Below are 21838 nucleotides of genomic sequence, written 5' to 3'. Positions count from 1 at the left end.
CCGCAGCGGCGGCACGGTGGGGCGGCACCGACGCGGTGCGCGCGTTTGGTACCTAAACGAGGAGGAGAGGAAGTTGAGCAAGAGTCATGCCAGTCTCCTATGGTGGGGTGTCTATGCACCCTCTCTGTTTGATGGGCTTCCCGGATGGGGTGGGAAGCGCCGGCACATGACGCTTTTTGCGACATGTGAACGCCATGGTAGGGAAGGGAGTTAGGCGGGGTTAGTGCCAGTCCTGGGGTTTTGATGGGTCCAGGTTTTTGAGGGGGAGGTATGGAGATGGGAGGGGGTGTTGGATGGGGGTATCGTGCTTGGCGGGCGCCGCTGTTTCGCCGGTGTCGCCGGCGAGTCACTTTTGTCTCGCGACAAAAGTAACCAAAAACGCGTTTTCGTGGCTGACGAACGGGCCGAGGCGGTGAAGACGGTACAGGGCATAGCCAGACTGCCTGCCGCGTAGATGATCAGGATAGAGACGTCAGATGAGCGAACCCGGATTACTTGGTGCTTGGTGGCCCCTCCTCACCGCGCCATCGGTGGGACGCCTACGGCTGCGCTGCGCGCGGCTCGGGGGAAAACGAAGGAGGGGCATCGACGTCGCCGGTGCCGGCGACGTCGATGCCCCTCCGCTATGCCTACTGCAGCTAAACCGTCTTACTCTGGCTTGGCCGCTTCCTCTTTGGCCGGCTCCTCTTTGGCCGGGCCGCTCTTGTTGGCGTCCGCCGCAGGCTGATCCTTGGCCTTCTGCGCCCGGGTGGCGCGGTATTGCTGAGACCGCTGCTGCTGGGCCCGCTTGGCGTCAGCCAGCGTCACCTGCCCGGCGGGCTCTCCCGCCAGATCGACGCGCGTGGCGCCTTCCACCATGCACGTCCAGTACCGTGTGCCGCGGCACCACGTGCGGACGGCCTCGCGCAGCATCGCTTCGTCCAGCGCCAGTGATGCGGCATGCTGCAGCAGATCCTCGAAGATGCCGACCTTGAGCGGCGCCTTGGGCGCGGGATTCTTGGGGAAGGCCAGCGGGAAGCGCTTCTGCAGCTTGCCGATGGCCTGAATCACCGGATCGACGGGCTTGCCCGCATTGGCAGGCTTGGCCGCCGAGTCAGCGCGCGCACGGGGCGGCTTGGCCGGGCGTGCTTCCTTCGCTTGCTTGGCCGGACGGGCTTCTTTCGCCTGCTTAGCCAGTTGTGCTTTCAATGCTGCCAGTTGTTCGAAACCCATCGTGTCCTGCCAAGTGAGAATTTTGGGGGGGATTTTAACAGTCCCGGCCCCAACCCTAGCAGCGCGGCTTTCGTCATCGCACAGTCGCTGCTCTATGCTGCAGTAGCAACCCGGTGGCCGTGCCAGCGCCGTATGCCACCCATCCGCCGGCTTCGATGGAGATCCCATGTCAGACGAAACCCATGACGCGCCGCAGGACGTGGTCGTCGTGCATCCCGACCGGGAGGTATCGACGATGCAGAAACTGCCGTATTTCGTAGGCATATCGCGGCAAACGGCTGGTGCAAGGGCGCTGTCCATGTCGATCGTGGTCGTCCCGCCCGGCGGCCATGCCGAGCCGCACATGCACCGTGGGTATGAAACCGGCATCTACGTGCTCGAGGGCCGGGTGGAAACCCGCTACGGACCGGGCCTGCGCCAGTCAGTCGTGACCGAGGCCGGCGATTTCCTGTTTATTCCGCCAGGCGTGCCGCATCAGCCGTTCAACCTCAGCGACACGGCGCCGGCGCGCGCGATCGTGGCGCGCGACAACCCGGATGAGCACGAAGAGGTCGTGCCCTACGATCCCGAGGCCGACGCATAGCCGGCCCCCGGTCACAGGGGCAAGCTGGCACATTCACTTTGTCCACCCGATCCTGTGCCGGTCCTGCGTTGCCTGGTGCCGCGCATCGTCCTCGGTGTGCAGGTAGATGCTGGTGGTGGCAATGGAGGCGTGGCCGAAATTGTCGCGCACATGGCGCAGGTCCACTTGCCGGTCGCTCATATGCGAGCCGGCCGTGTGCCGCAGCCAGTGCGCCGACGCGCTGGCGAGCACCTCGGCCTGCGCCTCCCATTCCGGTCCCCGCGCCCGCAGCCGCTCGGCCGCCATGCCGAACACTTCCTTGATGACCAGGTGCAGCGCACCGCGCGACAGGGCCCTTTCGCGGCCAATGACCGGCAAGACCAGCGGGCGCTCCTCGCCCATCTGCGGGGTGGGCGGGAGCCCATGCGCGCGGCGATACCGTGCCAGTTCGGCGATCAGCTCGTCGGTGGCGGGGACCAGGCGGGGCTTGTTGCCCTTGCCGGTGACTTCCAGCCACCAGCGCTCGACGCCTTGCGCATCGCGCCGGCAGAAGAAGGCACCCATGGCGGTGCCCGCGACTTCCGCCGCGCGCAGGCCGCCGAGATAGAGCACGGTGCACAGCCAGCGGCAGCGCGCCGCGTGCAGGCGCTCGCGGTCGGTGTCCGCCGGCATGGCTTCGATCGTCTCCTTGACCGCATCCCACAGCGCATGGCTCAGGTAGCGCGTGACCCGCGCCTTTGCCGGGCCGCGCCTGCGGCGCGCGAGCGATAGCGGATTGCCGCCCAGGTAGCCAGCTTCGGTGAGCCAGGCAAAACAGGCGTTCAGGATCACCATGGCCTGGCGCGTGCTTGCCGACGACAGCGGGCCGGCAAAGGGACGCCAGTCGGGATGGCTGCGGGCCAGCTTCTTGTTGCCAGCCAATACCCAGCGTGCAGCAGGCTGGGGATCCGACAGGAAGTGCTCATAGGCCAGCAGGTCCTCGTGCGTCAGCGAGGACAGGGGCTTGCCGCGCTGCAACGTTGCCCAGAGCACCAGCCGCTCCACCTCGCGGCGATAGGCCTGCAGCGTGGCCGGAGTATTGGCGTAGCGAGCCAGCCAGGCGGCAATGGCGGCCAGGTCATCCGAGGCGGCGATCTGCGCCGCGCGCGCCGGCGCGCGATTCGTGCCTTGGGTGCCGGAAAGCTCCGCAGACAGCCGCAGGCGCTCGAGCGGCAAGGGCAGCACGGCGGAAAGGGTGTCTGCAGTTGGATAACGAGGATCCAAGGCGGAATTCATGTGTAGACGCAAGGCGAAAATGTGATCTGGCCACAATTATAGACATAAGAAAACTTATGTCTAAAGAAATAAAAAGAAAACGTTATTCATTACGTATTACGTAGTAAAATCCAAAAATAAAATCTGACTTCGTCACTGATGCCAACTTCCGACCTGAGCCTGAGCGACGCCACCTTGCAAGCCGATCTGGCTGAGTTGCGCGTGCGTTTTCCCGAGACGCGCGCGCTGTATCGCGAGGTGTGCGGGCTGCTGTTCTTCCGCTACGGCGTCACGCCGACAGCCAACAAGCTCTACAGCCTGGTACGCAAGGGAAGCATGGGTACGCCCGCCGAGGTGCTTCAGCAGTTCTGGCAGGAGCTGCGCGGACGCACGCGCGTCACGATCGATCACCCGGATTTGCCCGATGCCCTCAAGGACGTCGCCGCCGAAGCGGTCAAGACGATCTGGCAGGCCGCCAACGACGCCGCCAGCAACGCGCTGTCCGCGCTGCGCGCCGAAGCGCGCGACGCAGCGAGCGCCGCCGAGGCGGAGCGCGATGCCGCGCGTGCCGAGACCGTGGCAGCGCGCGAGGACGCGCTGGCGATCTCCGCGCAGCTGGGCGAGGCACGGCAGGCTCAAGAAGCCATGCAGGCCGAACTGGCCGCGGAGCGCCAGGCACACGCCGGGACGCAAGGGCGTCTGGAAGCGGGCCGTGCCGAACTGGAGGCGGCTGGCCGGCAGCTCGCGGATCTGCGCAAGCAGTTTTCGGCGGAACTGGAACGCGCGCGCGAGCAGGTGCAGATCGCCCAGGAGCGGGCGGAAGCCAGCGAACGGCGCGCGTTGCGCGAACTGGACCAGGAACGCACCGCGCGCCAGAAGGGCGAGCGGCTGGTGGAAGAAATGCGTGCCGACCTGGCGCAGGCCCGCAATGAGGCGCGCGAGGCCGCCGTGAGCCATGCCGAGGTCAGGGCGCGGCTGGAAGCAAAGGTGGCGGCCCAGGCAGAGCGGCTGGACGCCGGCGAACTCGCGCATGGCAGGCAGGCCATCGAGCTTGATCGGGTCGGCGCCGAACTCACGGAGGCGCTACGGCGGGCCGAGCGGGCGGAAGCCGAGGGCGCGCTGGCGCGTCAGCTTCTGTCGGAACTGCGCGTGGCACCGCCTAAACGGGACGGCAGTGGTGGACGGCGGCGCAAGTCCGGTGACGGCAACGAACAATGAGCGGACGGATCCGCTCCGCCGGATCCAGAAGCAGATGATGGACAACGGGCGCCGGCTTGACACCTCGTCGATTCGCGCTAATTTGGAATCGCTGATGGCCCGGTCTTCAATTCCACTCAGGATCCGTCATGACCACCTCACTTTCCGTCGTCAAGGCCGCCTACGACGCCTTTGGGCGTGGCGATGTACCAGCCATCCTGGATCTGCTCGCCGACAAGGTGGATTGGAAGATGCTGGGTCCGCCCGCCATCCCGTACGCCGGACAGCGGGAGACCAAGGAAGAGGTCGCGCGGTTCTTCGCTGAAGTGGCGCAAGCCGACGACATGCAAAGCTTCGAACCGCGCGAATTCATCGAGGCCGGCGAGAACGTCACCGTACTCGGCTTCGAGCGATTCACGGCCCGCCCGGAGGGACGTCTGGTCGAAACCGAGTGGATTCACGTCTTTACCGTCCGTGACGGCAAGGTTACCCGCTGGCGTGGCTGCTATGACACGGCGGCTCGATTTGTGTAGCTGTCTTGCTACGAGCAGAAGTACACAAATCCGGGAAACCGTTTCAATCAGGCTATCGATTCTGGGGTTGGCCGAGCGCCGGGGGCGACGGTGGTGGCAGCGGTTTTGCCACAGGCTCCAGTCCCGTACTGCCCACGATCGCAGCCGCAGCCGGCGACGCAAGGAAACTGACGAACCGCGAAGACGCCGGCGTTTGCCGGCCAGCGATGGTTCCGGCAGAAAAGTAAACTTTTTGCTGCAACTCGGCTGGCAAGGGACCGACGTAGTCCAGTTCCTTGAAAGGCAACAATTCGCTGACCTGCTGGAAGCCAATCTCGGCATCGCCTCGCGCTACCACCGCGCCGACACGCTCGCTGTAGATCTTGTGGGCTTTGTCCTTGATCTTGTCCGCGACGCCAAGCCGGGCAAACAGTTCATTGGAGAGATATGTGCCGCTGGCACTCGCGGAATATGCGATGGATCTGGCGTTGAGCAGGGTCTGCCGCAGGGCCTCTGTCGTGCTGATGTCCGGCTTTGGCGTGCCCTTGCGCACGGACATGCCGATCAGCGACCGGGCCAGGTCCACCCGGCTGCCGGCGGCCACCTTGCCCTCCGAGACCAGCTTGTCGAGACCGGAGTCCGCAAGAATCACGACATCGAAGGTCTCGCCCCGCGCTAGCCGGCTTGGAATGGAGTCCGGCGCATTGCCCATCGACGCGCCGAAGGCAGTGATGACATGGTCCTGCGTGGCGGCCTCGTAAAGTGGCACGAGTTGCTGATAGGCGGCAGTAAAGCCACCCGATGTAATCACACGGATATCGTCTGCCCATGCCGGGCCGGCCAGCCAGAGCATAAGAACCGGCAAGGCGTTCCTGGCGGCAAGGATTGTCAGCTTCATGTTGTCTCCTGATTGACCAATGCGGATCCGTCAGTCTTCCTTCATATTGGCCGCGCGCGCGATCGGCGCCAGGCGAGCCTTTTCGCCTGCCAGGAATTTGGTGAAGTCAGCCCGCGTCCCGCCCATCGGCTGGATGCCTTGCGGGATGAGCCTGGCGCGCAGCTCAGGGGACTTGATCGCGGCATCGATGGCCTTGTTCATCTTGTCGAGAATCGCGTCGGGGGTCCCGCGCGGTGCGAATACTCCGGACCAGTGACCGATGAAGATGCCGGGATAGCCGAGTTCGGTAGCGGTGGGCAAATCCGGCATCGCGGCAATGCGCGTATTCCAGGTGGATGCGATGGCCCGCAGCTTGCCGCCCTTGACCTGGGGAAGTACCACGACGCTGGCCTCGGAGGTTGCGTCCACCTGTTTGCCGACCACCGCGACCATGCCTTCGGAGCCGCTCTTGTAAGGGATGATCTCGAGTTTCGCGCCGGTCGCCAGTTTCAGCATCTCCGCAACGAAATGCGGCGTGCTGCCGGTACCCGCCGTAGCGAAATTCAGGCTCTTTCCACCTTTGCCGCTGGCAATCAGGCTCTTGAGGTCTTTGATCGGCGAGTCGGCGGGCACGACGATGACCGACGGGCTGACGGCCAGCATGGCGACGGGCACCAGATCCTGCTCTTTGTACGGCATGTGGGACTTGATCATGCCGTTGGTGATCACGCCGGCCGCCGGCGCCAGGAAGGTATAGCCGTCCGGGGCGGACTTGGCGACATAGTCGGCACCCAGGACCGAGCCGGCGCCAGGCTTGTTTTCCACGATGATGGGCTGGCCCAGTTGCTTGGATGCGGCGTCGGCCACGGCCCGGGCGACAAGGTCGTTGGCGCCGCCAGGGCCAAACGGCACGACGAACTTCACGGGCTTTGCGGGCCAGGTTTCCGCCCAGGCGGTCAGGGTGCATGCGGTAAGGGCAAGGGCGAGCGCCAGATGGCGAACTGCGTATTTCAAGGTAAGTCTCCGAGATCAGTCTGATTTTTTTGCGCTTTCCGGCACGTCGCGACGCCCCGAGCAGGCGTTGCAAGCGTATCTCCGGGCGACTAATCTGTGAACTGCAATATTCTGATGACTCGATGCATGTTACACATTAATTTCGCCCTGGAAGACTTGCAGGCCTTTGTCGCGACTGCCGAAAAAGGGAGTTTCCGCATGGCGGCCGAAACTCTTCACATTTCGCAGCCAGCCCTCAGCCGGCGGATCGAAAAGCTGGAGAAGACGCTTGGCTCCCGTCTGCTGGACCGGACCACGCGCCGCGTGGAGACGACGAATATTGGCCGGCAGTTCCTGGAGGAAGCCCGCGCCGCGCTGGATATCCTCGATAACGCGGTGTTCCGTCTCGGCGACGAGGCTTCGCTTCAACGCGGCCTGGTGACAGTGGCTGCGATACCGTCTGCCGCGCTGCATTTTCTGTCCGATGCGATCCATGCGTTCGCCAGCCGGCATCCGGGTGTGCGGGTCCGTGTCATTGACGAAAGTGCAAATGCCGTGCTGGTCAGTGTCCTGTCGGGGGAATCGGATTTCGGGCTCAACTTCGTGGGCGCCCAGGAGCCCAACATCGAGTTCCGCGCGATCCGCGCGGAGCCCTACCAGCTGGCGTTGCGGCGGGACCACGCGTGGTCCGGGCGGGCGAGCGTGGCCTGGGAGGAGCTGGCCGGGCAAAGGATGGTCAGTGTGTCGAAGCAAAGCGGCAATCGCGCCTTGATCGAAAATGCCATCGCCCACCTCGAGCGGCGCCCCACCATTCACTACGAAGCCAACCACGTGGTCGGCGTGCTGGCGCTGGTTGAAGCTGGGCTTGGCATGGCCGTGCTGCCGGGCATGGCGGTGCCACACGATCATCCGCGGCTTTGCGCTATCCCATTGATCGAGCCCGCGGTGGACCGTGTCCTTGCGCTGATACGCCGCCGCGACAGGCCACTACAGCCTGCCGCGCAGGCCCTGTATGAAATGATCGCGCCGGAAACGGCGGCGGGTGCCCGGATTGCTGCGATGCGATGAGATGAGTGAACCCAAGCCGGTGAATGCCGCGGTCCTGTGCTTTGCTGATCGCGGGTAAAATTGAAGTGTGGGCCGGAAGGCACCGGACCCGCGCCAACAGGAGGAGCATCATGTGCCGCTGGCTGGCCTATTCAGGCCGATCCGTCCCGCTCGAAGCGGTGCTATTCCAGCCGGAACACTCGCTGATCGACCAGAGCCTGAATTCCCGGCTGGGCCATACCACCACCAATGGCGACGGCTTCGGCGTGGGTTGGTATGGACGTCACTCGGAGGTGCCGTTCCGGTATCGTTGCCTGCACCCGGCCTGGAGCGATACCAACCTGCGCGAGGCGGCGCGGGCGGTACGGGCGCCGCTGTTCGTCGCCCATGTGCGTGCTGCCACCGGCACACCGACGCAGGAAACCAACTGTCATCCGTTCCGCTTCGGCCGTTGGCTGTTCGTTCATAACGGCCTGATCCGTGAGTTTCCATTACTGAGGCGCGACCTGATGATGGCCGTGTCGCCGCAGCTGTTCCGCTGGATCGAAGGGTCCACGGATTCCGAGGTGATGTTCTTCCTTGCACTGACCTTCGGGCTGGAACGCGACCCACGTGGCGCGCTGGAGCAGATGGCAGGGCTGATCGAAGAGGTCGGCCACCGCTACGACGTCGAGCATCCGCTCAACATGACGGTCTGCGTGACCGACGGCCAGCAGGTCGTGGCGGTGCGCTATTCCAGCGAGTCGGCCTCGCGCTCGCTGTTCCACAGCACCTCGTTCCGGCAGCTGCGCGCACTGTATCCCGATGATCCGCGCATTATCGCCGCCGGCGACGATGCCTTCCTGGTGCTGTCCGAGCCGCTGATCGACGTGCAGGGCGTGTGGCAGGAGATTCCCGAGGCCACGATCCTGACCGCGCGCGGCGGCGTGATCGACCACAATCGCTTCCGCCCCCGGATGCCGGATCTGTCCGGGTAGCGCTTCAGCCATCGCGGTGTGCCGCACCCGTCTAGTAGCACCCGCCCGTGTCGACGGTCAGGCTGAGCACGTCGTACTCGAGATCCTTGATCAGGTGCTCGTCTTCGCGGAACAGTTCCTCGAGCACATCGTGACTGGACAGCACGCCGACGATACGATCGGACTCAAGGACCGGCAGATGCCGGATCCGCCTGGCATGCATCAGCGCGAGGCATTGCTCGCACGAATGTTCGGGCGAGATGCAGACCACCTGGGTGGTCATAATCTCGCGGATTCGCGTCTCGCCGGCATTGCGGCCGGCCAGTTCAACCTTGCGCGCATAGTCGCGCTGCGAAACGATGCCGGCGAGCTTTTCGCCCTGCATGACCAGCACCGTGCTGACGTCCTTGTCGGCCATCAGCGCAAGCGCGGACAGCACGGTGTCATCCGGTCCGACCGCAATGACCTGGCGTGGCTTGTCCGAGAGGATCTGGCGCGCTGTCTTTCTCTCTTTTTTCATCGTCGTCTCCGGCAAGGGGGGATTGGCCAGACCATGAGGCGTCATCCGCACCCAACTGCTTCTCAGGAATTGCCCGACGGGGAGCCGTCGGAGGCTGGCGCCGCTTTGCCGAGGAAGCCGAACTCCACCGGAAACTTTGCGTAGAAGACATGCACGTCTTCGGCGGCGAGGCGGTCAAACAGCGCCTGGATCTCCGACTCGGTTGCGATCATCGTGATTTCTTCCGGGCGGTCGGAAAGTTCGACGAAGTGCCAGCTATGAAAGCGGTGATCGTGCCCGATGCCTTCGGCCGCGACCATGTGGGTCGCGCCCCGGAAGTTCATCTCGCGCATGACTTCTAGCAGCCAGTGGGAGAGCTGCTTGCCGTGGTGCCGGCGGTTCTCGACCGTATAGAGAGTGACTTGGTAGCCATGCACGATCATCTCCCAATGCATTGCCATGCCGGAAGGGGCCTGCATCCAGTCTACTCGCACGCGGCACCGATGCCGCTTACGGCTTGGATGTCGCCGTCTTGCTGCCACCGGCATTGCCGAACTCCACCGGCGTCCGCGCGTAGAACAGCGCAAGGCCTTCGTCTTCGTCTAGCCGGCGGAACACGCGTTCGCAATCGGCTTCGCTGACCACCATGCAGATTTCGACTGGCTGGTCGTGCGGGGAGCGGAAATGATAGCGATGGAGTTCATGGTCATGCCCCAGTCCTTCCGTGCCGACCATCATGGTGACGCCGGCGACGCCCATCTCCTTGAGCGTCTCCATCAGCCATTCCGCTAGCAGCTTGTTACCGTGCCTGCGGTCATGCTGGGTATAGAAAGTGACTTGATAGCCGCGCTCCATGATGCCTCCTTTTGCGCCAACCGACCCATGCCAATATTGCCAATACCGTCGCCGACATTGGCTAAGGCCGCCGCCGCATGCCACAGCATGCGCTTTTCCGCGTGAACCCGTGTGCAAGCGAAATGCGCTCGTCCTCGCGCCCACGCGGGCGGTTCAGCGCCGTTGCGCCAGCCAGATACCGGCTCCGATGGTCACGAGTCCGACCGCGTGGTACCAGCGCGGCCAGTCGCCCAGCAGCAGCGTGGAAAGCAGCGCCGCGAACACCGGCGTCAGCGTGATGAAGAAGGACGGCAACTGCGCACCGGCGCGGGCGATGGCCCGGTCCCACGCGAAGTAGGCGAGCAGTGAAGGGATCGTGGCGACATAGAGCAGGATGGCCGCGACCTTGCCGCTCCATTGCAGCGGCTGGTCCAGCGTCATCAGTTCCCAGGCGGTCACGGGCGCGCTCACGACCAGGCCAGTGACAATCTGCGCGAACAGCAGTACCGGCAGCGGCAACTCGGGACGCTGCTTGCGCAGCAGCCACGTGTATCCACTCCACGCGATCGTGGCGGCCAGCATGAACAGGTCGCCGGCGACGAAATCGAGCTGCGCCAGGCGGCCGAGTTCGCCGCGTACGAGCACGAAGGACACGCCAACCAGGCACAGCAACGCGCCCGCGACGTGCCAGGGCTTCATCTTCTCGTGGAAGCAAGTGGCGCCGATCACCAGCAGGAACAGCGGGGTGGACGCGCCGATCAGCGTCACATTGATCGGCGTCGAAGTGGTCAGGGCCAGGTACTGGAGCGCGTTATAGCAGGCGATCGAAAGCGTGCCCAGCGCAACGATCACGCCCGCATGGCGGCGCAGTGTCGCGCGGTGCGCGATGGCGCCGCGCCACGCGTAAGGGGCCAGCAGCAGGCCAGCCAGCAGCCAGCGCACGAAATTCAGGGTGACCGGGGGCACGGTTCCTGCGGCAAAGCGGCCGACGATGGCGTTGCCCGCCCAGCTCAGAGGCGGGAAGGTGAGCAGGAACAGGGTGGTCCAGTCCAGGCGTCTGGTGGCGGTGGCGCTTGCGTGCATGGGGGATGCTTTGGCGTTCGAGGATCACGCATTATCCGTCAGGCATGGCGTGGCTGCTGAGACACATGGGGTGGGGTTGGTCATTACCGATTCCCCACAATCCGCAGAAGAACCCAAAAAAGCTGGTCAAGGCGCGCCGCCAATCAGCTTCAGGCCAGCCGGCAGTGCCTCCCCAAAGACCCGTCCCTCGTCAGCCGCATCCAGCTCGACCGCTTCGCGCACCATGGCGATCCAGCTCTGCGGGGCATTGGCGGCTGCGAGCCGCTGCACCACGGCCGCCCGGACTTCGTCAGGCAGGTCACGCGTGCGGTCGCCGGTCATGCGCGCGATCTGCGTCGCGGCGAAGGCGGCCGGTTCGACTTTCTTCCAGTCCAGGGCAAGAATGGCGTCCACCCATTGCGCGGCGACCTCGGCTGGCACGACGCCGTGCGCGCTGCCATAGAACGGCCGGCGCGCGCCGATCCGTCCCACGGCCCACCAGCTCTGGTTGTTCTCGGAGGGTTTGCGCAGGCGCGTCAGCAGCCATTCGGCGACTTCTATCTTGCGCTCGGCGGAAATGTTCTCCAACGACCCGGCCAGACGGACCATGTCGGCATATCCGGACCGTGTGGGGCCGGCGGGCTTTTTGTAGTGCGCGCTGCCAGGAGGCTGGAGATAGAACGCCATATCATCGAGCAGCCGCAGCTGCGCGCTTTCATCGAGGCCGCCGGCCGCGCGGCGCCACAACGTCCACCATTCCGACCAGTTCTGGTTCTCGTTGACGTACTGGATGCCCTGGTCATACAGCGACCAGAGCTGCTCGACGCGCCATTCGTCCAGCGGATAGCCAAAGCCGGGGCGCACGCAGTAGCCGGCCAGGTTCAGCCAGAGGCGTTCGTGGTCAGCCGTGCGGCGACGGCGCTTGGCACGCTCCCAGAAGGCGGCGAACAGCTCGCGCAGCAGCGCGCTGTCCCACTGCTCGCGCGGCCCGAGCATCTGTTCCAGTTGCGCCCGCTGCCGCTTGACTTCCTTGGGATCGACGCCTTGCGAACGCGCGCCGAATGTACGGTCGATCGCCTCGATGGCTTGCGGCAGGCGCGGGTGCAGCGTTTCCGTCGTGGCGGCCGGAGCCGGCGCTTCATTGCCCCTGAGCTGGAATTCGAGCCGCCAGCGTTGCGAGGCATCGGCAAGCTCGTGGCAATGCACTTCCAGCGTGCCGACCTCCGTCAGCGACGTCGTGATCTGTACCGGCGTTTCCTTTGGCCCACTGGCGCCGCGCGGCTGCACGACGGTGGCGATCGGCGGCAGGCGAACGAAGTCCGCGCCCGCGAGATCGGCCAGTTCGCCGGGCTGGTAAGCGGTGTCGGCCACCGACGAGACCAGGTGGAACTGCACCGGATGCCCGAGCCGCAACGCGAAGGTACGGTCCTTGAGGTGGATTTCCTGGCCTTCCTCGGTGCCGCGCGGCAGCAGGCAGATGCCTTGCTGGCCCGACGCGCCGTCATCGAGCACGAGGAAGTAGCTGCGCGGCGAACCGCCGCCGATGCGCGGCGCCTGTCCCGAGCGGGCGCGGGCATAGGCCACCGCGCCGCGCGCTACGGCGACATCGGGGTCGGGGTTGTGCAGGACGTTCAGCGGTGATCCGCGCCAGTCGCCCAGGGTATCGGCGATGCGGCCCGCGAGCGCCTCGGCCCGGAACACGCCGCCGTTGAGCAATAGCGTGTCCGGCATCGGCAAGGCGTCGTCCTGCGTCTGTGGCAGGTCCAGCGCCGAGCGCGACTGTGCCGCGTGCTGGCCGAGAAAGGCCGCAACGTGACGGGTGACGGCCGGATCGGCCGCATACGGCAGGCCGAATTCGACAATGGCGCCGCGCGCGCGTCCCGGACGCTCGCTCGACGACACCTTGGGGAAGAAACCATCGACGACGAGCTGTTCGACCTCCTGCCGCGTCAACTCCACCGAACGCGCGCCACCGATCAGCCGCGAGCCAGCGCCGAGCAGCGTGACAGTGACGGCCTCCGGCGCTTGCGCGCTGAGCAGTTGTTCCTTGGCCGCGCGGCAGCGCGCGACCAGCTGGGACAGGCCCGACGCGGACAAGCGCGCCTGCGTGGGGCCAAGGCGTGCCTCGGCGACGTGCGCCAGGGCAAGATCCATGTTGTCGCCGCCGAGCATCAGGTGGTTGCCCACGCCGATCCGTGTCAGTTGCGGCTGCCCGTCCTGCATATCCACGCGGATCAGCGTCAGGTCGGTGGTACCGCCGCCCACGTCGCAGATCAGCACGAGCCGGGTTCGAGCAAGGTCGGCGTTCAGGGTCTGGCGATGATGGAACAGCCAGTCGTAGAGCGCGGCCTGCGGTTCCTCGAGCAGGCGCAGCGCGGGCAGGCCGGCCATGCGCGCGGCTTCCAGCGTGAGCGCACGCGCGCCCTCGTCGAACGACGCGGGCACGGTCAGCACGACGTCCTGGTCTTCGAGCCTTGCATCGGGAAACTGGTGGTTCCAGGCTGCGGCGACGTAGCCCAGGTAGCTGGCACTGGCGGCGACCGGCGAGATCTTCCCGACTTCCTCGTCCGCGCCCCACGGCAGGATGGGCGCGGTGCGGTCGACCGCCGCATGCGATAGCCAGCTCTTGGCGCTGGCCACGAGCCTGCCGGGCACCTGCGCACCGAGCGTGGCGGCCAGCCGGCCGAACACCGTGCGGCGCGCGGCGGCGCTGGCGGCGGATTGCCACGGCAGCTGCAGGTCGTCGCCGCTGATCTCGCCCGGCGCCGCGTGGTAGCGAACCGAGGGCAGCAAGGGGCGCGCGGCGACTTCGCCGAGGCCCACGAGCTGGTCGATCCCGAAGACGCGGATGTCGTCCGATCCTGTCTCCGCATAGGCGACCACCGTATTGCTGGTGCCGAGGTCAATGCCGACGGTGTACCGCTTCATCGCTTCCTTGCTTATTTGCGGCTGGTGATCAGGTGTCCGCTCCGCCGCGCACGTCGAATTCAACCTTCCAGCGCTCGCTGCCGCCACTCGGCACGGCTTCGAGCTCTAGCGTGCCGGCTTCGGTCACGCGCGCGTGCAGCCTGACCGGCACCACATCGCCGGGCGTGCGGCCGTCGGCCGGCAGGGTTGCCTGGATTTCCTCGAGTTCCTGCAGTTCCTCGGGGCCCCAGAAATCGAGCAGCGTACCGACCTGGTCCTGGCGGCGCACCGACGAGCCGAAGAAACGGAAGTGAACGGGCTCGCCCACCACCAGGCCGAATTCCTGCGGCGGCAGTTCGGCCTCGGTGCCTTCCTCCATGCCGAACGGCGCCACGCACAGCGCCTGGATCGGCGGCTCGAACCCCGGTACCGCAGGCATCGACGATTCCACGGCGATGTAATAAGAGCGCGCGGTGCCGCCACGGATGCGCACGCCCTTGCCGCGCCGCACATAGCCGTAATAGGCGGCGCCCCGGGCCACGGCCAGGTCCAGCTCGGCGCCGCCGAGCAGGCGTGCCGGCGCCGCGCCTTCCGACGCAAGCCAGCCGTTCAGCGTCTGCAGGATACGGTCCGCCAACAGGCCGGACTTGAACACGCCGCCGTTGAAGAGGACCGCGGTCGGGTGCAGGAAGGTCGCGCTGGCCGGCTGCGTGGCTTGCATACCCTCAAGCTCCGCGAGCGCCCCGACCTGGCGGCCGAGGAAAGCGGCCAGGTGCCGGGTGACCGCCGCATCCTGTGCATAGGGCAGGCCGAGCTGCGTCAGGCCGACGCGCGCGCGGCTCACCGGCCGGGCCGACGCGTCCACTTGCGGGAAGAAGCCTTCCAGGATGATCTGGGTCAGCTCGGTGCGGGTCAGGTCCGTGCGGATCGATCCGCCGATCAGCTTGGAACCACGGCTCGGCACGACCAGCGGCACCGAGTCGGTGGTCGGGTCGGTGAGCAGCGTTTCCTTGGCGGCGCGGCAGGCATAGGTCAGTGCGCGCAGCTGCCACGGATCGGCTTGTGTACCTTGCGCCGCGAGCTTGCGCGCGACCACGTGGGCCAGCGCCAAGTCCATATTGTCGCCGCCGAGCAGAATGTGCTCGCCGACGGCGACGCGATGCAGCTCCAGGTTGCCGTCGCGCTCGATCACCGCGATCAGCGACAGGTCGGTGGTACCGCCGCCAACGTCCACGACCAAAATGATGTCACCGACCTTCACCTGCTTGCGCCACTGCCCGCCGCTTTTCTCGATCCAGCTATAGAGCGCGGCCTGCGGTTCTTCGAGCAGGGTCATGCGTGCATAACCCGCGGCGGCGGCTGCCTCCGCCGTCAGTTCGCGCGCGGCGGGGTCGAACGAGGCCGGAATCGTTACCGTGACGTCCTGTTCAGCGAACGGTGCGTCGGGATTGGCCTGGTCCCACGCCTCGCGCAGGTGCGTGAGATAGCGCACCGAAGCCTCGAGCGGCGAGACGCGCGGCACTTCGGGCGGCGCATCGTTCGGCAGGATGGCGGCGCGGCGGTCCACGCCAGGGTGGCACAGCCAGCTTTTCGCACTCGATACCAGGCGGATCGGCGTGCCTGCACCGCGGCTGCGGGCCAGTTCGCCCACGGCGAATTCACGTGTTGCGTTCCACGGCAGCGCCAGGTCGCCAGGGGCCAGCTCGCTCTCGTGCGGCAAGTACAGGAAGGAGGGCAGGAGATCCCGCGCTTCCGTCGCGCCGGGGCCGGTGAGCTGCGGGACGGCCAGGACACCCTGGCTGGTCTTCTCGCCGTCGCTGCCGGTCAGGTCGACGTAGGACAGGGCACTGTGCGTGGTGCCCAGGTCGATGCCGATGGAATAGCGCGCATCGCTCATAGTTCCACCTCGGCGGGGGCGATGACGGTGGCGTCATGACGTTCGGCCAGGCGCGGCAGCCGCACTTCCTCGGCTTTCCAGCCACGATGGCTGAGGCTGCCATGGAACGGCGCGCTGCCCACCACGTTGCCAGTCAGACGAACGGCGGTGGCGTCAAAGCCGTCAGCCAGCGTGATGCGGCTGCCCTCGGCTTCGGCGCGCACCGGCCGGATCGTGAAGTGCTCGCGCAGGACGGCACGGCAGCCGTCGTGCACCAGGCGCGCGGCGGCGCCGATCTCGGTATCGGTATAGCCGGCGATGTCTTCCTCGACGAAGTCGATGAAGCGCGCGTCGCGCTGGAGCAGGCCCAGCAGCTGCAGCGCCGCAACGGGACTCGCTTCTTTCAATGCCGGTGCCGGCGCCGGCGCCGCAGCCGGAGTCGGCACGGGCGCAGCCACGGGCGCGGGGGCAGCGGCGGGAAATCCGCTAGTGCGCAGGCGCCGCACGTTCGCAGCGAGCTCGCCGTTTCCGAGGATCGCAAAGAAGGTACCCACGGCAAGCGAAATCCTGCCGAGGAATGAGATGTTCGAGTCAGTCATGGAAAAACTCCTGTGTGCTCTGTTGAAGGACGAGCTGTCCTACGGCCACGGCGAGTAGCGGATGGGGCACGCGCACCGGTGCATCGGAAAGCCATTGCGCTGGCGGACGCCATGCATGGCATCTCGGGTATTCCAGCCGGATTGTGCACCAACCAATATGTCAGCCGGCCATATCGCCGTGCACCGGCCACTCACACCGTGCGCGTGGAGATGGCGGAACATGTGAAAACCGGCAGCCCAAGGGCTGCCGGCAGTCATTTTCATCCCGCGCGGGCGCACCCTGCTAGCAGGCGCCCGCCGGGGTGCCGATCACGCGTCCCGCAGGTAGGTGATCAGCTGATCGGCCCGGCTCGGATGGCGCAGCTTGCGCATGGCCTTGCTCTCGATCTGGCGAATCCGCTCGCGTGTCACATCGAACTGCTTGCCGACCTCTTCCAGCGTGTAGTCGGTCGCCATGTCGATACCGAAGCGCATGCGCAGCACCTTGGCCTCGCGCGGCGTGAGTTCATCGAGCATTTCACGCACGACTTCGCGCAGGCTGGCCTGCAGCGCGGCGTCGGCCGGCGTCGCGGTGTCCGAATCGGCAATCATGTCGCCAAGGCTGGTATCGCCGTCTTCGCCCACTGGCGTTTCCATCGAGACCGGTTCGCGGGCGATCTTCATGATCGCGCGGATCTTCTCCTCGGGCATGTCCATGCGCTCGGCGAGCACGGCCGGATCGGGTTCCTTGCCGGTCTGCTGCATGAGCTCGCGCGACAGGCGGTTGAGCTTGTTGATCTGCTCGATCATGTGGACCGGAACGCGGATCGTGCGGGCCTGGTCGGCGATCGCGCGCGTGACGGCCTGGCGCACCCACCACGTCGCGTAGGTGGAGAATTTCCAGCCGCGGCGGTACTCGAACTTGTCCACGGCCTTCATCAGGCCGATGTTGCCTTCCTGGATCAGGTCCAGGAACTGCAGGCCGCGGTTCGTGTACTTCTTGGCAATCGAGATCACCAGGCGCAGGTTGGCCTGCGTCATCTCGTGCTTGGCCTGGCGCATCTGCCGCTCGGCGGCCAGCATCTTGCGGTTCACCGCCTTCAGCTCGGCCAGCGGCAGTACCGCGCGGGCCTGGATGTCGACCAGCTTCTGCTGGTGGGCTTCCAGGTCGGGCAGCGCGCGTGACACGGCAGCGCTGTACGGACGCGATTCGGCGGCAAGGTCGCGGCCCCAGTTCAGGTTGGTCTCATTGCCCGGGAAGCGGGCAATGACGTCCTCGCGGTCCATGCCGCAACGATCCACCAGCAACTGGACCACCTGGCGCTCGACCACGCGCACGTCGTCGACCATGGTCTGGACATCGGCGCACAGGCGTTCGATGGTTTTCGCGGTGAAGCGGATCGTGCGCAGTTCGTCGCGCACCGTGTCCCGGGCGGTCACGAAACCCTTCGAGTCCGCGCCGTTGGCGGCGTATTCCTGCTGCATGCGCTCGAACTGCTCGGCAACGCGTGCAAAGCGCTTCAGGCATTCGTCGCGCAGCTTGGCGAGGTCGGCTTCGGCGCTCTGCTGCGTGCTGCTGCCTTCGTCGGCGTCGTCGTCTTCTTCGTCGCCATCGTCTTCGTCCGACGTGTCGGCGCTGTCGTCGTCGGCGTCGTCGGCGCTGGCGGTCAGGGCAACGTCCGCGCCGCTTTCATCGCTCAGGCCATCGACGAGGTCGTCGATGCCCATCTCATTGCTGGCGACGCGGCCGGACAGCTCGAGGATGGTCGCGATCGTGGACGGGCAGGCCGAGATGGCATGCACCATGTTGTTCAGGCCTTCCTCGATCCGCTTGGCGAGCTCGACTTCTTCCTTGCGCGTGAGCAGCGTGGCGGAGCTCATTTCGCGCATGTACATGCGCACCGGGTCGGTGGTCCGGCCGAACTCCGAATCCACGGTGGACAGCGCCACCTCGGCTTCTTCGTCGGCCTGATCGTCGGAGGCCACCACGGCGTTGTCGCTGAGCAGCAGCGTCTCGGCATCGGGCGTCTGCTCGAAGATCTTCACGCCCATTTCGGCGAACGTGGCGACGATGCTTTCCATTGCCGCCGTGTCGGTGAAGTTCTCTTGCAGGTGGTCGCTGATGTCCGCGTGGGTCAGATACCCACGCTGCCTGCCCAGCTGGATCAGGGCACGCAACTGCTGGCTGCGCGCGTTGACTTCGTCCGGCGACATGGATTCCGCCGAGGCGCCAAGGGCTTTGACTGTACCTGCTTCGCGGCCTTTGGCAGCCGTTCGTTGTGGACCGCTCGTCATCTACTGCTGTTTCCTTCGTGAATCGCGTTTTGATTGCAGCGTGCACTCATTGCGTGCGTTTTCTGGCCTGCTGTCAAGGCATCGGACTGGCATTGGGCGTGGCGGTGAGCCAAATTCGGGCCATGTGGTCCGTGGAGCAGGGGGCGCATATTCTACAGTGTTTGTTGCGTTGCAGCATGTCGGGGTGTGGATGTCATGGGTTGGCTCCCGTTGGCAGGCAGCAATCCCGACGTTCACGACCTTGTTTGCGCCCCATTCGCCGGCCGCACCGACAAAAGGGAGGTGAACCCTCCGGTCATTGCGGCGCCAATCAGGTCCCCGAAGCGCGGACGACCCCTGAATACAGCCTCACCCGATACACCGGGACTCGCTGCGGCAACCTCACAGTATACCGCTGGTCCGCATTCTGGGTAAGACAACAATCGATTCGCCATGTGACGCAGCACCAACGCGCAACACCGCGCAAGTGGCGGATCGGCCCATGTATACTCGGCGATCAGATCCCTCCCGGACGCCCGTATGCCTGTTCCGCCGACATTTGCAGACATACCGACCAGCGCCCTCGGCGTGCGGGTCGACCCGCATGCACATTGCCGGGAGGAACTCGCGTCGCTGCGCAAGCGGGAACAGTTGCTTGCACTGGCGATTGCCGGCAGCGGCACCGGAATCTGGGACCGCAATGTCGCGACGGGTGAAATCCAGTATTCAAGTGGCTGGAAAGCCATGCTCGGCTATGCCGACTGGGAAGTGTCGAACCGGATCGAGGAGAGCTACACCCGCCTTCATCCCGATGACCTGGACTACGTCAAGGCGACGATGCAGGCCCACTTCGACGGCCAGACCGACAGTTACGAGGTCGAACACCGGATCCGGTGCCGGGACGGCAGCTACAAATGGATCTGTAGCCGGGGCAAGGTCGTGGACCGCGACGGCATGGGCCGGGCGCTGCGCATGGTTGGCACGAGCACCGACATTACGTCGCTGCGCACGATGTCGGAGAGCCTGCGCGAAGCCGTCAACCTGATCACGAACCTGACGAATGAAGTACCCGGGCTGGTGTTCCAGTACTGCGCATTGCCCGAAGGACGTTCTTTCTTTCCTTATGCGAGTGCTGGTATCAGGGAAATCTACGAGCTGACGCCGGCCCAGGTGGCTGCCGATGCGTTGTGCATCGAAGCCCTGATTCATCCTGACGATCTTACCGCGTATCGTGCCTCGTTTCATGCTTCGGCGGCCCAGCTCTCGCCGTGGCACCTCGAGTACCGCGTGCAATTGCCCATGCAGGGCCTGCGCTGGCGGCAGGGCGATGCCAGGCCGCAGCGCTTGCCGGACGGCAGTATCCTGTGGCATGGCTTCATCACCGACGTGACGGAGCGCAAACGTATCGAAGCCGAGTTGCAGGAACTGGCGACGATCGACAGCCTGACCGGATTGCCGAACCGTCGTCATTTCATGACACAAGTCGAGACGCGGCTCGCCAGCCTGCGGAGTGGCCGCGGCACCGGCACCGCCACCGACATGGCGCTGATGATGTGCGACCTTGACCATTTCAAGGCCATCAATGACCGCTGGGGGCATGGTGTCGGGGATCGCGCACTGCGCCACTTCGGGGGCATCCTGCGCGCGCATTTGCGGCCCGGCGACATGGCCGGCCGTCTCGGTGGCGAGGAGTTCGGCATCCTGCTCGACGGGGCCGATTTGCGCGGCGCGATCGGCGTGGCCGGGCGGATCCAGCAGCGTATTGCCGAGTACCCGCTGATCGAGCATGAGCAGCGGATCGACCTGACCGTCAGCATCGGCGTCACGCTCATGACTGCGGCAGATGCCAGTGCCGAAGCCCCGTTGTCGCGTAGTGACCTGGCGCTGTACCGTGCGAAGAAGGGCGGTCGCAACCGGATCGAGTCCTGACGCGTTCAGGTCTGCGATCCAGAACGGATCCTGAACATGCCGAATGTGCGTACATCCTTCCTGAGTCCGGTTTCGTTCTGGCCCGGCCTGGCCGTTCTGCTCACAGGCGCTGTCGCGGTCGCGGCGCCATTCGCGTGGGCGGAAGAGCCCGTGGCGCAGGAGGATACAAACGTCTGCCGCACCATATGGTTTCCACGTGGGGCACGCATACAGATGGAGGCCGACGGTACGATGCCGCTGTCGCGCCGAACCATACTGCAGCCGCCATTGGCGACGGACGCAGGCTGCCAGGCCGACATCGAGATCCACTCCAAGACGGCATTGGCCGCATTGATGGGGCCGCCGGTCGTGACCGAGCAGAAACAACGCGTGCTGCTGCGGCCCGCGGCAAACGGGTCGCCCGCCAGTATCTCGGGTCAGGCTACCGTCAATGCATGGGGGCGCTATGCGCGCCTGTACGGAACGACCACCATCGACGGGCTGGGACTGCTGGATAACCAGTATCGGGGCCTGGCTCTGCGCCAAGGCGACGTGCTTCCCGGTGAATCGGTGGACGCTAGTGTGTCCTTCACCATCTTTTCGCGCGATACCGGCGATGAAGTGGGTAAGGTCGTCGCTCCGCACGCGACGGTTTCGGTGGCATCGCGCCGGGTCGGCAAGCGGGAGATCATCCGGACCGCGCTGGGCCAGTCGGAATGCGTGCCGATCGAGTATGTGCGTACGACTTCGTTGGGACCCATGGTCGTTGCGGGCGAGCAGATCGTGACGAAACCCACGCAGATGCAGGTCAGGGACTGGTACTGCCCGACCAATGGCATGGTCATGCGCCAGGACGTGTCCGAGGAGGGAAAGGTCCAGCACATCGAGACCACAGTGGTCGAGCCACTGTCCCAAGCCTCGGACCAAACGCCATAGCGCGCACTGCCGCGGTTTTCCGACTGCGTTCTAACTAAGCGGCTTAGGCCCGGCAGAAGGGCAGAGGGACACCGTTTGTGTTCAAAAGGTCTCTTATTGCTTTTTTTAGAAAAGGGCTTGCCAGTCAGGGGGCAAGGGATTAGTATTCGCCCCCTTCTGCTGGAGCCTTCGCTGCAAAGCGGCGTAAGGCAAAGGCAATTTGCAGGAATGAGCCCGGCGGCAAAGCAGCCTGGAAAAAGAAAATTCTCGGAAAGCTTGATTAACCGCAGAAAGTTCTTTATAGTCTCGTTCCTTCGCTGCTGACGAAAACGCAGCGACGCAAAACGGCAAAGCCGATTGCGAAGTTCTTTAACA

The 21838-nt window shown here is 65.3% G+C and carries 19 protein-coding genes; 7 read left to right on the top strand and 12 right to left on the bottom strand.

The annotated features are described in order from the left end of the window. Nucleotides 1-648: 648 nt before the first annotated feature. Nucleotides 649-1212 (bottom strand): ProQ/FinO family protein, encoded by a 564-nt coding sequence (locus tag AC3FNH_RS31260; RefSeq protein WP_276100568.1) that lies wholly within the window; start codon nucleotides 1210-1212, stop codon nucleotides 649-651. A 166-nt stretch (nucleotides 1213-1378) separates the two neighbouring features. Between AC3FNH_RS31260 and AC3FNH_RS31255 the strand changes: the two genes are divergently transcribed. Beyond that, nucleotides 1379-1795: a cupin domain-containing protein gene (locus AC3FNH_RS31255; protein ID WP_276100567.1), complete on the top strand. Its 417-nt coding sequence runs from the start codon at nucleotides 1379-1381 to the stop codon at nucleotides 1793-1795. Between the two features lie 33 nt (nucleotides 1796-1828). Here the strand turns inward: AC3FNH_RS31255 and AC3FNH_RS31250 are convergent, their stop codons facing one another. Continuing rightward, nucleotides 1829-3049 (bottom strand): tyrosine-type recombinase/integrase, encoded by a 1221-nt coding sequence (locus tag AC3FNH_RS31250; RefSeq protein ID WP_488722844.1) that lies wholly within the window; start codon nucleotides 3047-3049, stop codon nucleotides 1829-1831. A 138-nt stretch (nucleotides 3050-3187) separates the two neighbouring features. On the opposite strand from AC3FNH_RS31250, the gene AC3FNH_RS31245 reads away from it, so the two are divergent. Next, nucleotides 3188-4246, top strand: coding sequence for a DNA-binding protein (locus tag AC3FNH_RS31245; RefSeq protein ID WP_488722843.1), 1059 nt, complete (start codon nucleotides 3188-3190; stop codon nucleotides 4244-4246). Nucleotides 4247-4374: 128 nt separating this feature from the next. Further along, on the top strand, nucleotides 4375-4758 hold the full coding sequence (locus tag AC3FNH_RS31240) for a nuclear transport factor 2 family protein (protein ID WP_276100562.1): 384 nt from the start codon (nucleotides 4375-4377) through the stop codon (nucleotides 4756-4758). Between the two features lie 52 nt (nucleotides 4759-4810). Here the strand turns inward: AC3FNH_RS31240 and AC3FNH_RS31235 are convergent, their stop codons facing one another. Continuing rightward, nucleotides 4811-5635, bottom strand: a complete 825-nt coding sequence (locus AC3FNH_RS31235) for a substrate-binding domain-containing protein (RefSeq protein WP_488722842.1) — start codon at nucleotides 5633-5635, stop codon at nucleotides 4811-4813. A gap of 30 nt (nucleotides 5636-5665) precedes the next feature. Further along, nucleotides 5666-6628: a tripartite tricarboxylate transporter substrate binding protein gene (locus AC3FNH_RS31230; RefSeq protein ID WP_276100560.1), complete on the bottom strand. Its 963-nt coding sequence runs from the start codon at nucleotides 6626-6628 to the stop codon at nucleotides 5666-5668. A gap of 126 nt (nucleotides 6629-6754) precedes the next feature. On the opposite strand from AC3FNH_RS31230, the gene AC3FNH_RS31225 reads away from it, so the two are divergent. Continuing rightward, nucleotides 6755-7675, top strand: a complete 921-nt coding sequence (locus AC3FNH_RS31225; RefSeq protein ID WP_488722848.1) for a LysR family transcriptional regulator — start codon at nucleotides 6755-6757, stop codon at nucleotides 7673-7675. A 110-nt stretch (nucleotides 7676-7785) separates the two neighbouring features. Continuing rightward, a complete protein-coding gene (locus tag AC3FNH_RS31220; protein ID WP_488722841.1) occupies nucleotides 7786-8631 on the top strand; it encodes a class II glutamine amidotransferase in 846 nt (281 codons plus the stop codon). A 31-nt stretch (nucleotides 8632-8662) separates the two neighbouring features. Here the strand turns inward: AC3FNH_RS31220 and AC3FNH_RS31215 are convergent, their stop codons facing one another. The 8 genes from AC3FNH_RS31215 to rpoD all read right to left on the bottom strand — a co-directional run bounded on the left by AC3FNH_RS31215 (nucleotide 8663) and on the right by rpoD (nucleotide 18661). Continuing rightward, nucleotides 8663-9130: a CBS domain-containing protein gene (locus tag AC3FNH_RS31215; RefSeq protein ID WP_488722840.1), complete on the bottom strand. Its 468-nt coding sequence runs from the start codon at nucleotides 9128-9130 to the stop codon at nucleotides 8663-8665. 62 nt (nucleotides 9131-9192) lie between these two features. Then, nucleotides 9193-9588 carry a DUF190 domain-containing protein gene (locus tag AC3FNH_RS31210; protein ID WP_488722839.1) on the bottom strand — a complete coding sequence of 132 codons (396 nt, stop codon included), beginning with the start codon at nucleotides 9586-9588 and terminating at the stop codon, nucleotides 9193-9195. Nucleotides 9589-9619: 31 nt separating this feature from the next. Beyond that, entirely contained in the window at nucleotides 9620-9964 is a 345-nt protein-coding gene (locus AC3FNH_RS31205) for a DUF190 domain-containing protein (protein ID WP_488722838.1), read from the bottom strand. Between the two features lie 153 nt (nucleotides 9965-10117). Further along, entirely contained in the window at nucleotides 10118-11026 is a 909-nt protein-coding gene (locus AC3FNH_RS31200) for a DMT family transporter (RefSeq protein ID WP_488722837.1), read from the bottom strand. A 126-nt stretch (nucleotides 11027-11152) separates the two neighbouring features. Beyond that, nucleotides 11153-13933: an Hsp70 family protein gene (locus AC3FNH_RS31195; protein ID WP_488722836.1), complete on the bottom strand. Its 2781-nt coding sequence runs from the start codon at nucleotides 13931-13933 to the stop codon at nucleotides 11153-11155. Nucleotides 13934-13961: 28 nt separating this feature from the next. Next, a complete protein-coding gene (locus AC3FNH_RS31190) occupies nucleotides 13962-15809 on the bottom strand; it encodes an Hsp70 family protein (protein ID WP_488722835.1) in 1848 nt (615 codons plus the stop codon). Further along, a complete protein-coding gene (locus AC3FNH_RS31185) occupies nucleotides 15806-16387 on the bottom strand; it encodes a DUF2760 domain-containing protein (protein WP_488722834.1) in 582 nt (193 codons plus the stop codon). Before AC3FNH_RS31185 ends, AC3FNH_RS31190 begins: the two co-directional genes overlap by 4 nt. 309 nt (nucleotides 16388-16696) lie before the next feature. After that, nucleotides 16697-18661, bottom strand: coding sequence for an RNA polymerase sigma factor RpoD (gene rpoD, locus AC3FNH_RS31180; protein WP_488722833.1), 1965 nt, complete (start codon nucleotides 18659-18661; stop codon nucleotides 16697-16699). A gap of 519 nt (nucleotides 18662-19180) precedes the next feature. On the opposite strand from rpoD, the gene AC3FNH_RS31175 reads away from it, so the two are divergent. Both AC3FNH_RS31175 and AC3FNH_RS31170 read left to right on the top strand, forming a co-directional pair. Continuing rightward, the gene (locus AC3FNH_RS31175; RefSeq protein ID WP_488722832.1) at nucleotides 19181-20569 is read left to right on the top strand and encodes a sensor domain-containing diguanylate cyclase; all 1389 of its coding nucleotides are present in this window, start codon (nucleotides 19181-19183) and stop codon (nucleotides 20567-20569) included. Nucleotides 20570-20782: 213 nt separating this feature from the next. Beyond that, nucleotides 20783-21484 carry a hypothetical protein gene (locus AC3FNH_RS31170; protein ID WP_488722831.1) on the top strand — a complete coding sequence of 234 codons (702 nt, stop codon included), beginning with the start codon at nucleotides 20783-20785 and terminating at the stop codon, nucleotides 21482-21484. The last annotated feature ends 354 nt before the right edge of the window (nucleotides 21485-21838 follow it).

Source organism: Cupriavidus sp. 22TCCZM01-5 (assembly GCF_057798915.1).
Note: the sequence above shows the minus strand (reverse complement) of the source record. Positions and strands in the feature narration are given on the sequence as shown.

Bases quoted from the DNA above. Each gene is read 5' to 3' on its own strand.
- AC3FNH_RS31260 (WP_276100568.1), bottom strand. From the start codon at position 1,212: ATGGGTTTCGAACAACTGGCAGCATTGAAAGCACAACTGGCTAAGCAG.
- AC3FNH_RS31255 (WP_276100567.1), top strand. From the start codon at position 1,379: ATGTCAGACGAAACCCATGACGCGCCGCAGGACGTGGTCGTCGTGCAT.
- AC3FNH_RS31250 (WP_488722844.1), bottom strand. From the start codon at position 3,049: ATGAATTCCGCCTTGGATCCTCGTTATCCAACTGCAGACACCCTTTCC.
- AC3FNH_RS31245 (WP_488722843.1), top strand. From the start codon at position 3,188: ATGCCAACTTCCGACCTGAGCCTGAGCGACGCCACCTTGCAAGCCGAT.
- AC3FNH_RS31240 (WP_276100562.1), top strand. From the start codon at position 4,375: ATGACCACCTCACTTTCCGTCGTCAAGGCCGCCTACGACGCCTTTGGG.
- AC3FNH_RS31235 (WP_488722842.1), bottom strand. From the start codon at position 5,635: ATGAAGCTGACAATCCTTGCCGCCAGGAACGCCTTGCCGGTTCTTATG.
- AC3FNH_RS31225 (WP_488722848.1), top strand. From the start codon at position 6,755: ATGTTACACATTAATTTCGCCCTGGAAGACTTGCAGGCCTTTGTCGCG.
- AC3FNH_RS31220 (WP_488722841.1), top strand. From the start codon at position 7,786: ATGTGCCGCTGGCTGGCCTATTCAGGCCGATCCGTCCCGCTCGAAGCG.
- AC3FNH_RS31215 (WP_488722840.1), bottom strand. From the start codon at position 9,130: ATGAAAAAAGAGAGAAAGACAGCGCGCCAGATCCTCTCGGACAAGCCA.
- AC3FNH_RS31210 (WP_488722839.1), bottom strand. From the start codon at position 9,588: ATGCAGGCCCCTTCCGGCATGGCAATGCATTGGGAGATGATCGTGCAT.
- AC3FNH_RS31205 (WP_488722838.1), bottom strand. From the start codon at position 9,964: ATGGAGCGCGGCTATCAAGTCACTTTCTATACCCAGCATGACCGCAGG.
- AC3FNH_RS31200 (WP_488722837.1), bottom strand. From the start codon at position 11,026: ATGCACGCAAGCGCCACCGCCACCAGACGCCTGGACTGGACCACCCTG.
- AC3FNH_RS31195 (WP_488722836.1), bottom strand. From the start codon at position 13,933: ATGAAGCGGTACACCGTCGGCATTGACCTCGGCACCAGCAATACGGTG.
- AC3FNH_RS31190 (WP_488722835.1), bottom strand. From the start codon at position 15,809: ATGAGCGATGCGCGCTATTCCATCGGCATCGACCTGGGCACCACGCAC.
- AC3FNH_RS31185 (WP_488722834.1), bottom strand. From the start codon at position 16,387: ATGACTGACTCGAACATCTCATTCCTCGGCAGGATTTCGCTTGCCGTG.
- rpoD (WP_488722833.1), bottom strand. From the start codon at position 18,661: ATGACGAGCGGTCCACAACGAACGGCTGCCAAAGGCCGCGAAGCAGGT.
- AC3FNH_RS31175 (WP_488722832.1), top strand. From the start codon at position 19,181: ATGCCTGTTCCGCCGACATTTGCAGACATACCGACCAGCGCCCTCGGC.
- AC3FNH_RS31170 (WP_488722831.1), top strand. From the start codon at position 20,783: ATGGAGGCCGACGGTACGATGCCGCTGTCGCGCCGAACCATACTGCAG.